Consider the following 12,974-nt stretch of genomic DNA (forward strand, 5'->3'; position numbering starts at 1 on the left):
GATAAGTATTTTTGTCATTACTTAAAGGTTATATATGAAATATTTTAGTTTTAGGCGCTTCTCAATACTTGAAGTGTTGCTTTCAGCGCTGAGTTTATTTTTATTTTCCAGTACTGCCCAAGCCGCCTCCTTTTCTTTTACTGAATTTAATATTGCCTTTGTTCTAGGGTTAACGTTTCCTGTGATCTTGATTATCGCCTTAGTTAAGCCACTTAAGAATATTCGTCTTCGTTATCCTATTTTAATTTCTCTCAGTGTTTTATTGATGCTTTATGCATTAGCTTATGCGAAGAACCATCAAAGTGAACTGATACTTTCATCGGCCATGGTCTTCTCTTCAGTGCTATATTTTTGGTTACGAAGTACATATTCAGCACCGACAGGAAAAATTAATTATTTAATCAATTTTATTGTCGTGGCAACTGCGATATCTTTTGTTTTTTGTTTATGGTTTCTTCCAAAAATTGATGGCTATTTAGCATGGCTGGTTGCCAGTGTTATAGTGCTTCTATCTGCAGGTGTGGCTGTTATTTCATCAAAAAAAGTACAAGAACCTAGTAGCTTAAGGTTAGCGATACAGTGGCTGATTCACCTTGGTTTTGTGCTCATTATCTTTGCTTGGTTAAATGCTCTTATTAATATGACATGGCTGGTGTCAGCTATTGTTATTTCTTATTTAGCCGCTTTGATTAATGGTTGTTGGTCTTTAGTAGAAGCCATTCGCAAAGAACTTACTGGCATCGATGAAACAACTGATAAAATATCGACCTTACATTCATTAGATCCAGCGACAAATTTACCCTGTTACCAACAAGCACTTGAGCAACTTGACTGCATTGTTAAGCAACAATCCAAGAGCCAGTTTGTTGCTATAGTATTTAAACCCATAAACTTTCAAGCGGTTAATACTGTTTTAGGGCACCATAATTCTGATATTTTATTATTACAGTTAGCATATTGCTTACAGAAAAAAGTCGTTGAAAATAACTTATTGGTTAATTTTTCAGATACACAGTCGCCAATAAAAATAGCTCGACTGCAAGGGTTGCATTTTTTGGTTGTGCTCGATTTAAGTGCAGACAATTACCCTGACAATACTAAAGTTGAGCAGCTGTGCCGAGAGTTGACTGCAGCTGTGCCCAGTGCGATGAGCTTTAAAAGTTTTTCCCTTAATTTTGAGTTAGCTTTTGGTGTGGCTTACATTGGACAGTATAGCCATAATTTGAGTGAGGTCATTTCATTTGCCGAAGACGCTTTGCTCGTCTCAGAACAAACGCAACAACTTATCAGCTATTTTGATCATAATAGTACGCTTTACACCGATCAGCAGCTTCAGCGTATGGAGCGATTAAAGCAAGATGTAGCCAATGAAAAATTACATTGGTACATGCAACCCCAAGTCGCCTTAGCAAATAGAAAAGTCTTGGGCTTTCAAATGGAGGTACATTGGTACCACGATGGTGTCACACCTTGGAAGTTGGATCAGTTTGTTGATATTGCAGAACACAGCGGCGACATCTATCGGTTAACACAACAGATGATTGTTGAAGCATGTAAGACTATTATTCAGTTGAAAAAAATAGGGTTTAAAAAACCAGTAACCATTTCGCTTGTAAGTAAAGAGCTCCTAGAGCCAGCCCTGATTGACTACATTGTTTTACAGGCAAAAAAGTATAATGTTGAAACAAAGTATTTAATTGTCGAGTTTAAAGAAGCGTTAATTTTATCTGCTAGCCAAAGGGTAAAAGCGATTATTGATCAGCTTAAATCTTTAGATATCAAGGTAGCCATAGGTGACTTTTCTGGTAGCTATGAGTCATTACGATATTTGAGAAAATTGAGTATTTATCAAATAAAAATTAACTGTGATCTCTTAAATGATAGTCATAATAGTATTGAAAGTGTCGGTTCAGATAAAGCGATTATAAATGCACTGATTAACTTAACACGTGCAATGCAGTTACCACTTGTTGGTACTTCCATTAATAATAGTCATGTTGAACAAGTGTTTATCGCTATGGGAGGAGAACATGCGCAAGGTCGACACTTAAGTCGAGGAGTTGTTTTCGATGAAATTGAGATATGGATCAAGCGGTGGTTAGAACAATATCCTGAGAGTGAATCAAGTAACTGAGCCCAATGTAAGTATTAGGCTCCGGTTGATGTATTTAGCGTAATAACGGGCGATTATTCAATATCCAATGGCTCAGGCGATAAAATAATACCGGTATTGTCAGCATAAAGGTGATCTTCAGGTAAAAATGTCACGCCCGCAAAGTTAATTGCTAAGTCACTTTCGCCAATATCTTGATCGCTAGCACCCACAGGAATAGACACTAAGGCTTGAATACCTAAGTCTAGCTCTTCAATAGCATCAACGTCACGTACACTGCCATAACAGACAATGCCTTCCCAAGCATTCTCAGTAGCGGCTTCTGCTAGTGTAAAATCAATAAGTGCTCTGCGGGTCGAGCCACCACCATCAATAACCAGCACTTTTCCACGGCCATTTGTTGCTAAAATTTGTTGGATCAAGCCATTATTTTCAAAGCACTTTATGGTAATAACTTGACCACCAAAAGAGCTACGACCACCAAAATTACAAAAGATAGGATCAACAACATCAATTAAGTCGGCATAAATATTACAAAGCTCTGAGGTATTGTATTCCATGGTTTTTCTCTTAATTTCTATGATTGAAAGCTTAGTATAGCTTGATGTCTTTTAGGTACAACCGTTCTTTAAAATATATTTTGTTGTAAAATAACAGTTTAAAAGAAAATAATGATAGTGACTGACTTGTATTGCTTTAAAAAAGGATATTTAATAGATTCTCATAACTTAATAGAGAATATAACATGATGGGTGAAAAAAACTTTTACCACAGTTTATTATTTTCTGTTGAAGCGATAGTCTTTGGATTACTGGCAACACTGCTGTTGATGTATTATCGTGGATTAGGGCGACGGTATGTAAAATACTGGATGCTAAGTTTATGCTCATTAAGTGTTCATCAATTATTGCTGGCTATTGAAGCTCAACTTACTGACGTAAGTGATGTCGCTTTAGAGAAAACTATTCTTACGTGCTTTATTCAACTCAGCCTATACTTTCATTTAGCCGCACTTTTACTCGGTATTTATAGCGCCGTATCGAAAAAAATTGTTTCAAAAAAAATTACGTATACCACTTTTATACTGAGTACCTGCCTTGCTATAACAGCAACCTTACTTTATGGCTTTAATGAAAATGAAGTTTACAACCGTTTTTACTTGCGAGAAAGCTTACCCGCATTTTTGATGGGCTGTAGTTTACTTTTAGCTTGTTTTTATCTCTATAATTCCCCAAAAAAATATTTTTCAGCGTATATTTTTATCATCTATAGTCTTGTTATGGGCTTAAGGTATGTCTTGTTTTCCTTTCTTTCTATTATGTTGATTAACGAGTATTGGTTTCGACCATTAGCGGAAGTGCTCATTTATTTTGATATAGGCGCTTTTACCCTCTTAGCTTTTTCGATGCTTATTTGGATGCAAGGCGCCGAGAGAAGTATTGCTATTTCAGCGATGAATAAGGCGCAGTATTTAGGTAAGCACGATTCATTGACCGGGGCACTAAATCGACAGCAAGTAATGGAAAAACTGCCTTTAATTATAGAGGAAACTGAAAGTAACCAACAAAATTTAGCGGTTTTTTTATTAGATATTAAACGTTTTAAGTTTGTAAATGATACTTATGGCCTTAAAGTTGGCGATGCAATTTTAGGTGAAATAGCCAGTCGGTTAGATGAAAGTATATTTTTGCCAAAAGTGATTGGACGTTTAAGTGGCGACTCTTTTGTTTTTGTTACTAATAATGTAGATCAACAACAGCAAAGTGCTGCAATAGAACATTTACATGGGTTAATAAATCGCCCGTATTTTATCAAACAACATAAAGTGTTATTACAATGTTCAGTAGGCTACTGCCTATATCCTCAGGATGCCCAATTAGCAGAAGACTTATTACAAAAAGCAAATCTAGCATTAGCGCAAGCCGAAAGCCAAAATATAGCAACGGTTAAATATAAATCGGGTATGCAATCACATGGTCGAAGATTGCTGGCGATGGAAAAAGAAATTCGTGACGGATTGGAAAAAGATGAATTTGTTTTATATTTCCAGCCTCAATTGAACTTGTTAAATAATAGAATAGAAGGTTTCGAGGCGCTTGTACGGTGGCAACATCCAGAGCGAGGATTGTTACAACCAGGAAGTTTCTTGCCTGATATAGAATCTCTTAACATGCTAAGCGATCTCGACAGTTATGTGCTTGAGCGTGCATGTCAATCGATAGCACGTTTGCAAAAAACGTATCATCGTCGAGTGACTATTGCGGTTAATATTACCGCGGTGGAGTTTCAAGATCCCCAATTGATTGAAAATATTCAAGCACTGCTATTTAAGTATCAAATTACTCCTCGATGTTTAGATTTAGAGATAACAGAAAATGTCGTTATGACAGAAATAGCAACAGCGATGAATACCATTTTTATTTTGCAAAATATGGGGATCAACGTTTCAATTGATGACTTTGGTACTGGGTATTCTTCGCTGGCCTATTTGCGTAAATTACCTATAGACAAAATTAAAATTGATAGAAGTTTTATTGAAGAAGTGGCGAGTAATGATTCAGACTTAACCATTGTTAAGTCGATGGTCGAGCTTTCTCACGGGCTAGGTAAGCGTGTTTTAGCTGAAGGTGTTGAAACTGAAGAACAATTACGTTTATTACGTAACATTGGTTGTGATGCTGTACAAGGATATTATATCAGTAAACCTATACCTGAAAATGAATTGAAAAAATATTTTTCTCGCTCATAACACCTTATAAATTTATTCAGAAAAAGGTTAGATAAATTATTACTAATTTATCTAACCTAGCTATACTAAAAATTATTCATTAATTTTTCTAGGAACTCCTTTATGCTAATAAAGCACAAACTTATTGCTAACACCGGAATTTTGGTCTTATCTATGCTGTTTATGTTGGGCTTACTTAACTTTGCAATGTCTTCTTTGGGGAGTGATATTAAAATTGCTCGAGAAATTGGCAATATCGAAACTGACATTCTACAACTACGTCGCAATGAAAAGGATTTTTTAGCAAGGAAAGAACTAAAATATTTTGAACAATTTAATCAACAATATAACGCGCTTTTAAAAGATATAATAGTACTTGATAGTGCTTATAAAAGTATTGGCAGAGATCTTTCTGAATTAGAACAGCTGCGTTCAGTAGTCAGTGATTATCAAGAGCTTTTTACCACGCTAGTTGACGCACAAAAAGAAATAGGATTATCCCCAAAAGACGGATTGTACGGGCTGTTAAGATCTTCTGTTCATGTTGTTGAAGATTCAATCGGTACTAATGATTATAAATTGCTGAGTAACATGCTGCAATTAAGACGCAACGAAAAAGACTTTATGTTGCGCCTTGATGAAAAATATGTCGATCGCTGGAATAATGCGGCAGATACTTTTGTCGAAGATATTAACTCAAGTGAGTTATCAGCGGATGTAAAAGTACAAATAATAGAAAACCTATCCTTGTATCAACAAGCTTTTAAAGATTTTGTTGCGGGTCAAAAACGACTTGGTTTTACTGCTAAGGAAGGTGTTAAAGGTGATATGCGCAAGGCTGTTCATCAAGTTGATGATATTTTAGATAAACTTGTAACATTGAGTAAAAATGAAGTTGTAGCACACACCAAGTTTGTTGATTTAGTCGCTTATAGTGTCTTTTTTGTGGTTTTAATTATTGCGATCGGTTTTGCTATATTTGTTAGTCGTAGCATTCTATCTGGTATAAATCAGCTAAACGAGACAATGAAGCGAGTTTCAGATACTCAAGATTTATCGCTGAGCGTGTCAACAAATAGCAATGATGAAGTCGGAGAAATGGCGAATAGCTTTAATGATATGCTCGGTAAGTTTAGAAACTTAATCACCGCAGTGAATCTGTCTGTTGATACAGTGCACGAGGCAACTGATAGTTTATCAAAAAATATTCATCTTGCTAATTCTGGTGTCGACTCACAAATTCAACAAACCGATATGGTTGCAACAGCGGTGACTGAAATGGTGGCTACAGTTGACGAAATTGCTAATAATACTAATGCTGCAGCGAGTAAAGCTGAAGCGACCAATAACAATGCGATTAGTGGTAAAGAAGGTGTAACACAAACAATCGCAAAAATTGATGAGCTTTCTGAAAAATTAAGAGAATCAGAAAACATAGTTCATGAGCTAGCTAAAGATAGCGACACTATCGGCTCTGTATTAGATGTTATTCGCGGGATAGCTGAGCAAACAAACTTACTCGCGTTAAATGCGGCTATTGAAGCGGCAAGAGCGGGTGAGCAAGGGCGAGGCTTTGCTGTCGTTGCGGACGAAGTTAGAACATTAGCAAGCCGTACACAAGATTCTACTCAAGAAATTGAAACAATCATTAGTTCGTTACAAGGACGAACGAAAGAAATTGTTTCACATATGGCTATTTGTCGAACGCAAGGGAAAGATAGTGCTGACCAAGCAAGTTCAGCCGGTAAAATGTTAGAAGAAATAACACAAGATGTTTCAACAATAATGGAAATGAATACCGCTATTGCTTCTGCCATTCAAGAGCAAAGTACCGTTGCCTCGGAAGTTAATAAACATGTTGTTGAAATAAGAGATGTTGCTGAGCAAGCGGGTCAAATATCTAATCAAAATGCACAAATGAGTGAAGAGTTATCTCAGCAAGCGGCAGTGTTAAACAAAGAGGTGAGTCAGTTTAAAGTTTAAACTATAATTTTCTTTTGAATATACAGTTAGTTGTATTTTCGAGAGAAAATGCTCCTAAAAAGTTATCTATTTATATCTGTTACAATTAATAATGCCCACGAAAAGAGCATACGATTGTTAACAGGTATAAACAGTTTACTTCACTTCGACAAAGCTAATCGATGTTTCTCTATTTTGGTTACCGGTTAAACTTTCACAATAGCCTTGCCAGTTAACGTTATAATTTTCGAACAATGTCTTGAATGTTTGATCAGTAAAAATGGCACTGTGTTTATCATCAAATACTAAGCGATGGCCATACTTACCCAGTGGTTCAATACGTGTTAATTGTACCTCTTTTTTATGAAAAACTTCTGGTGTTTTAGCACCACTTTTAGGTTTAGCTTCGCCTGGAGAGAAGACTCTTAGGTATTCAAAATCAAGACTAAGATGATGATTGCTATCGAAATTAAGGGTTAGTTTTTTTTGCTGGCGACTAAGCGTAAACTGAATAATATTCATTAATTCCCTCGTTAATAATGGGTTTGATTATATGCTAGTACCCTTTAAAGTACTTTCAAGCATAGATTTTGTTTGGTAGGGCATAAGAGTAGGAAGGTAACCTCCTACTCTTTGTTTTCTATAGCATGAAACGACTTAAATCTTCATTTTAGATACGTTTAGATATAGCCAACTCTTTATTTTCTATAGGATAAAACGGCTTAAATCTTCATTTTTAACAAGTTCAGAAATAGTAGATTCTACATATTTCGCATCAATAATAATTGTTTCGCCAGCGCGTTTATCAGCATTAAATGATAAGTCTTCAATCAAACGTTCCATCATAGTATGTAAGCGCCTAGCACCGATGTTTTCAGTACTTTCATTGACTTGCCATGCTGCACTTGCGATAGCTTGAATACCCTCTTCATTAAATGAAACGTGCACGCCTTCTGTTGCCAATAAAGCGATATATTGTTCGGTTAATGATGCGCTGGGCTCGGTTAAAATTCTAACAAAATCATGGGTTGTTAACGGTTTCAGTTCAACACGAATCGGTAATCGACCTTGCAATTCAGGAATTAAATCAGATGGTTTTGCCATTTGAAAGGCGCCAGAAGCAATAAATAAAATATGATCAGTTTTAATCATGCCATGCTTAGTGCTTACCGTTGAGCCTTCAATAAGTGGCAATAAATCTCGTTGCACACCTTCGCGAGAAACATCGGGACCTGTGCTATCGCCACGTTTACAAATTTTGTCAATTTCATCGATAAAAACGATGCCATTTTGTTCTACAGAATAAATAGCTTTTTCTTTAATATCTTCATTGTTAACAATTTTTGCGGCTTCTTCTTCTTGCAAAGCTTTGAAAGCATCTTTAATTTTTAATTTACGCTTACTTGTTTTTTCATTAGACATACCCTGAAACATGTTCTGCAGCTGTGAAGTCATTTCTTCCATGCCAGGAGGAGCCATAATTTCAACGCCCATTTGGCTGGCGGCTAAATCTAATTCTATTTCTTTGTCGTCCAGTTGACCTTCACGAAACTTCTTACGAAAAGCTTGGCGAGTGCTACTATTGTCGGTAGCACCTTCCGCTCCAAATCCGTCACGTGGTGGTGGCAGTAATATATCTAAAATTCGTTCTTCAGCAGCTTCTTCCGCGATATGTTTTACGCGAGTCATTTCCTGCTCTTTGGTCATCTTTATTGCCATATCCGCTAAATCGCGAATAATCGTTTCAACTTCTTTACCCACATAACCTACTTCGGTAAATTTAGTTGCTTCAACTTTAATGAAAGGAGCGTTGGCAAGCTTAGCTAAACGACGAGCGATTTCTGTTTTACCAACACCTGTTGGGCCAATCATCAAAATGTTTTTAGGGGTAACTTCATTACGTAATTCTTCATTTAACTGCATTCTGCGCCAGCGATTTCTTAAGGCGATGGCAACAGCACGTTTGGCGTCACTTTGACCAATAATGTGGCTGTCTAATTCACTGACTATTTCACGAGGTGTCATATTCGACATGATAATTCCTTAAGCATTGTTACTTGTTTTATATTTTACTTGGCGAGAGGGAGCCTTATAGCTCGTCAATCGTATGCTGATGATTGGTGAATACACAAATGTCACCAGCGATTGTTAATGATTTCTCAACAATTTCTTTAGCGCTTAGTTCGGTGTTTTGTAATAACGCTGTCGCTGCCGATTGAGCAAAATTGCCACCACTACCAATAGCAATTAAGTCGTGCTCTGGTTGTACAACATCACCATTACCCGTGATAATTAATGAAGCTGTTTCGTCGGCAACAGCAAGTAAGGCTTCTAATTTTCGCAATGCGCGATCACTTCGCCAATCTTTAGCGAGTTCCACCGCGGCTTTAGTTAAGTGTCCTTGATGCTGCTCAAGTTTACTCTCAAATCGCTCAAACAAAGTAAAAGCATCAGCAGTGCCGCCAGCAAAACCAGCAAGTACTTTACCATTATACAAACGGCGAACTTTACGAGCGTTGCCTTTCATTACGGTATTTCCAAGTGAAACTTGTCCATCACCACCAATAGCTACTTTGCCATTACGTCTTACGCATACAATAGTCGTCACAATTAACCTCAAATATTTATTTATATCTATGAAGAATAGATAAGGCTCATTATGACTTTTTCAAGGAGGGAGCTAGATAAATGTGGCTATTATGTCAATCGAACTAATTTATAGCTCATTAATCTGTTTAGTTTTATTTCCAAAGCCATATTTGACAACCATTCACATTATTGCTTTTTAACTTATGTTTATCTTTTTCTGCTTCGCGTTTTCGCTCATAAGGGCCTAAGAATACTTTGTAATAAATACCGTTTTTGCCTTTTGACTCACTTATTTGAGACGTTAAGCCGGTAAAGGCAATCGTCGCCTTTAATATCTCTGCTTGTTTCATTGTTCTAAATGAAGCACATTGCATTTTATAGGGACCTTTGTCTTTAACTTCATATTTACCCACTTCAACTTCTTTACTTTGGAGGTTATCCACATAAGCCCATATCTCTTTAGGTGGCGCAGGTAATGCTTTTTCTTTGACAACGCGTGCAGCTTCTTTGACTACTTTTACAGGGGAGGTTGATGGTTTATTATCTTTTATCGCCCATAAACCGTAGCTAAAGCCACCAATTAATAAAATAGCGAGAAACAAGATAAGTTTAAATTTCACAGTGAACGTTGGTTTAGGAGCCACTTTACTTTTATAAGGACTTTTCTTTTTATTTTGAGCGCGGGAAACGTAATCTTGATGAGCCATGAAATAATAATATACTGGTAAACATCGGCTAATTCTAACCAACTGGTAAAGAAATAACACTAGTTTAAATAGAAAATTGTAACAGAGTGCAATATCCCGCCATGCGATTCAAAGTACGCTACTTAGCTATCTCGATGGTGAACGGGAGCAGCAGGTAATTACCAGCTCAAATCAAGTGGATCAATATCTACTGTCCAGCGCACTTTTTTCTGCCATTCATTTTGAGCAATAGTATGAATGAGCTGATAAACGGCAAAGTGAAGCTGTTTACGTGACTTAGCTTGTATAATTAAATGGTAGCGATACTTTCCTGCTTTTTTTTCCATTGCAGCAGGCACTGGGCCTGCAAACTGACAACCATCAAAAGTAGCATCCGTTAATGCGCTCAGAAATTTTTCAGGATAAGAGGGGTAATTAGCTTCAGCGCGAAAAAGGGCTTGATAGCTAAACGGCGGTAATAATGCTTGTTTGCGCTCTGTTAATGCATATTTGGCAAAATGCGGATAACCGTTATTCACTAGATCTTGTAACAGTGGATGTTCTGGGAAGTTGGTTTGTACCAATACCCGGCCTGGTTTACTCTCGCGGCCTGCACGGCCAGCAACTTGTACTAACAATTGTGCCATGTGCTCAGCAGCACGAAAATCAAAGCTAAATAAAGCGCCATCAACGTCTAAAACCGCAACGAGCGTTACATCTGGAAAATGATGTCCTTTTGCTAGCATTTGCGTGCCAATAAGTAACTGATGTTTTTTATCACTGACCTCTTGTAATAACTTTGCCAGCTCTCCTTTTCTACGGGTACTGTCGCGATCAATTCTTACCGTACTGTAGTTCTCGAATAGTTCACCGATTCGCTCTTCTAATTGCTCTGTACCTTGTCCCATGGGTTTAATACGCACACTTCCGCAACTTGGACACTGATAAGGGATACGTTTTTGGCTACTACAGTGATGACAAATGAGTAATTTTTGCCCTTGGTGCAATGTATAAGGCTTATTACAGCGCTGACAATCTGCTATCCAATGACATTCTTGGCAATTTATGGCAGGAGCATAGCCTCGACGATTTAGAAATATTAATGCTTGTTCACCACGCTTAAGGGTTGTTTCAATCGCTTTTTTCAAGGTGCCTGATAAGCCATGTTCCATTTGCTGTTGAGCAACATTAATAAGCGTTATTTTAGATTGCGTACTTTGGCCCGGTCTTTTGGTTAATTGATGATATTGGTATTTACCGGATAACGCATTTTGTAATGTCTCTAAACTGGGGGTGGCACTACCTAGCACAATAGGAATATTTAACTGACCCGCTCGTAAAATAGCAATATCGCGTGCATGATAACGAAAGCTGTCTTGTTGTTTAAAAGAACCATCGTGCTCTTCATCGACAATAATTAAGCCTAAGTGATGTAGCGGAGAGAAAACCGCTGAACGAGTACCAATGATTATTGCTGCAGTACCCCGTTGTGCGGCGAGCCAGGTTTGTAAGCGTTCTTTATCATTTAGTCCAGAATGGTGTAAACAAATAGGTAAATTAAAGCGCTGTTCAAAGCGGCTGAGCATTTGTGGTGTTAAGCCAATTTCAGGCACGAGTACAAGTACTTGTTTATTTGCCGCTAAGGTTTTTTCCATAGCTTGTAAATAAACTTCAGTTTTACCACTACCTGTTATGCCATCAACCAGATGACAAGAGAATTGATCAAAAGATGCTTTCACCGCTGAAACAATAACCGCTTGTTCAACGGTTAATGTTAATTTTTCATCTTCGGCTAAAGCATCCTCGTGATAAACAAAGCATTCAGATTTTTGTTCTTTTTCTTCAATGAGCTGTTTCTTTTCAAGGGTATTCAATTGCGCTTTTGTAAAGCCTAAGGTACGAATTTCTGCCCAAGTGAGTCCCTGATGAGCTTTGATTAAAGCATACAGTTCAGCTTGTTTTGGGGCTCGTTTGGTCATTTTCTCAAGCGTAACCGTTTCTTCGTTTACCCGTTCAAATGGCTGGCTATGCCATGTAGTGGCTAAATCAATAGTTGGTTGTTCAACTTGTCGAAGTAAAGCCGGCAGAGCAAGTTGTAATACGTCGCCAACAGGATGATGATAATAATCGGCACAGCGCAATAAAAATTTTAATAATGCAGGGGGAAGGCGAAAATTGTCATTCACTAAATTAATGATGGATTTAAGTTTCTTGTCTTCAATATTAGATGTCGCGCTGGTACTTATGATGATACCAATGACTTGTCGGTGACTAAAAGGCACGATTACACGCGCACCTGTTTGAATATCTTCACCATTGATGCTTGCAGGAACGATATAAGTAAATAACTGACGCATGGGAACAGGAATAGCGACTTGAATATAACTAACCTGCATAAAGAGCACTTCTTTGACTATAATTACGCTTATTCTGCCGACTTGTTGTTAAGATGCCAAGTGCGATTTTATACAAAGTTCCACTTTAATCCCCGTTATTGATTAATTGTTCATTTTTTAGCAATTAGTGTCCTTAGGCTATTGCTAAGCATGTGGCGATGATTTAAAATTCGCCTCCATTATTTTTAACTCGTATGGTGCTTAGCAGCAATAATGACTGACTAAGTGGCGATACGGCCTTATACAGAGGTTTCTATGAAAGACGGTATTCATCCTAATTACGTTGAGTTCAAAGCAACATGTTCTTGCGGTAACATCATTGTAACGCGTTCTACAGCGAAAAAAGATATTCACTTAGACGTATGTTCAGCTTGTCACCCATTTTACACTGGTAAGCAGAAAGCTGCTGAGACCGGTGGTCGTGTTGATAAATTCAACAAACGTTTTGGTGCTCTTAGCAGCAAGTAATTTTGCGCTAAAATCAAAATGTGTAAAAAAGC

10 protein-coding genes are annotated in these 12,974 nt (G+C 37.4%); 4 read left to right on the forward strand and 6 right to left on the reverse strand.

Annotation, left to right across the window (positions count from 1 at the left end):
* Positions 1–34: 34 nt before the first annotated feature.
* Positions 35–2,134, forward strand: coding sequence for a GGDEF domain-containing phosphodiesterase (locus H4J39_RS08980; protein WP_182227541.1), 2,100 nt, complete (start codon positions 35–37; stop codon positions 2,132–2,134).
* Positions 2,135–2,187: 53 nt separating this feature from the next.
* Here H4J39_RS08980 and rraA read toward each other — a convergent pair whose 3' ends face one another.
* Positions 2,188–2,673, reverse strand: a complete 486-nt coding sequence (gene rraA, locus H4J39_RS08985; RefSeq protein ID WP_182227543.1) for a ribonuclease E activity regulator RraA — start codon at positions 2,671–2,673, stop codon at positions 2,188–2,190.
* 185 nt (positions 2,674–2,858) lie between these two features.
* On the opposite strand from rraA, the gene H4J39_RS08990 reads away from it, so the two are divergent.
* Both H4J39_RS08990 and H4J39_RS08995 read left to right on the forward strand, forming a co-directional pair.
* On the forward strand, positions 2,859–4,862 hold the full coding sequence (locus tag H4J39_RS08990; protein WP_182227545.1) for a bifunctional diguanylate cyclase/phosphodiesterase: 2,004 nt from the start codon (positions 2,859–2,861) through the stop codon (positions 4,860–4,862).
* 102 nt (positions 4,863–4,964) lie between these two features.
* Positions 4,965–6,824 (forward strand): methyl-accepting chemotaxis protein, encoded by a 1,860-nt coding sequence (locus tag H4J39_RS08995; protein ID WP_182227547.1) that lies wholly within the window; start codon positions 4,965–4,967, stop codon positions 6,822–6,824.
* 135 nt (positions 6,825–6,959) lie between these two features.
* Here H4J39_RS08995 and H4J39_RS09000 read toward each other — a convergent pair whose 3' ends face one another.
* The 5 genes from H4J39_RS09000 to priA form a co-directional block, all read right to left on the reverse strand.
* Positions 6,960–7,325 (reverse strand): gamma-butyrobetaine hydroxylase-like domain-containing protein, encoded by a 366-nt coding sequence (locus tag H4J39_RS09000; protein WP_182227549.1) that lies wholly within the window; start codon positions 7,323–7,325, stop codon positions 6,960–6,962.
* A 183-nt stretch (positions 7,326–7,508) separates the two neighbouring features.
* Positions 7,509–8,837: an ATP-dependent protease ATPase subunit HslU gene (hslU, locus tag H4J39_RS09005; protein WP_182227551.1), complete on the reverse strand. Its 1,329-nt coding sequence runs from the start codon at positions 8,835–8,837 to the stop codon at positions 7,509–7,511.
* Between the two features lie 55 nt (positions 8,838–8,892).
* Positions 8,893–9,411: an ATP-dependent protease subunit HslV gene (hslV, locus tag H4J39_RS09010; protein WP_182177571.1), complete on the reverse strand. Its 519-nt coding sequence runs from the start codon at positions 9,409–9,411 to the stop codon at positions 8,893–8,895.
* Between the two features lie 133 nt (positions 9,412–9,544).
* Positions 9,545–10,099: an SPOR domain-containing protein gene (locus H4J39_RS09015; protein WP_182227553.1), complete on the reverse strand. Its 555-nt coding sequence runs from the start codon at positions 10,097–10,099 to the stop codon at positions 9,545–9,547.
* Between the two features lie 158 nt (positions 10,100–10,257).
* Positions 10,258–12,474: a primosomal protein N' gene (gene priA, locus H4J39_RS09020; RefSeq protein ID WP_182227555.1), complete on the reverse strand. Its 2,217-nt coding sequence runs from the start codon at positions 12,472–12,474 to the stop codon at positions 10,258–10,260.
* Positions 12,475–12,729: 255 nt separating this feature from the next.
* Here priA and rpmE point away from each other — a divergent pair, with 255 nt between their 5' ends.
* Complete coding sequence (rpmE, locus tag H4J39_RS09025; protein ID WP_070374999.1) at positions 12,730–12,942, forward strand: 50S ribosomal protein L31; 213 nt, start codon at positions 12,730–12,732, stop codon at positions 12,940–12,942.
* Positions 12,943–12,974: the final 32 nt, after the last annotated feature.

Origin of the sequence: Colwellia sp. Bg11-12, from assembly GCF_014076955.1 — a bacterium.
GTDB lineage: Bacteria > Pseudomonadota > Gammaproteobacteria > Enterobacterales > Alteromonadaceae > Colwellia_A.

Bases quoted from the DNA above. Each gene is read 5' to 3' on its own strand.
- H4J39_RS08980 (WP_182227541.1), top strand. From the start codon at position 35: ATGAAATATTTTAGTTTTAGGCGCTTCTCAATACTTGAAGTGTTGCTT.
- rraA (WP_182227543.1), bottom strand. From the start codon at position 2,673: ATGGAATACAATACCTCAGAGCTTTGTAATATTTATGCCGACTTAATT.
- H4J39_RS08990 (WP_182227545.1), top strand. From the start codon at position 2,859: ATGATGGGTGAAAAAAACTTTTACCACAGTTTATTATTTTCTGTTGAA.
- H4J39_RS08995 (WP_182227547.1), top strand. From the start codon at position 4,965: ATGCTAATAAAGCACAAACTTATTGCTAACACCGGAATTTTGGTCTTA.
- H4J39_RS09000 (WP_182227549.1), bottom strand. From the start codon at position 7,325: ATGAATATTATTCAGTTTACGCTTAGTCGCCAGCAAAAAAAACTAACC.
- hslU (WP_182227551.1), bottom strand. From the start codon at position 8,837: ATGTCGAATATGACACCTCGTGAAATAGTCAGTGAATTAGACAGCCAC.
- H4J39_RS09015 (WP_182227553.1), bottom strand. From the start codon at position 10,099: ATGGCTCATCAAGATTACGTTTCCCGCGCTCAAAATAAAAAGAAAAGT.
- priA (WP_182227555.1), bottom strand. From the start codon at position 12,474: ATGCAGGTTAGTTATATTCAAGTCGCTATTCCTGTTCCCATGCGTCAG.
- rpmE (WP_070374999.1), top strand. From the start codon at position 12,730: ATGAAAGACGGTATTCATCCTAATTACGTTGAGTTCAAAGCAACATGT.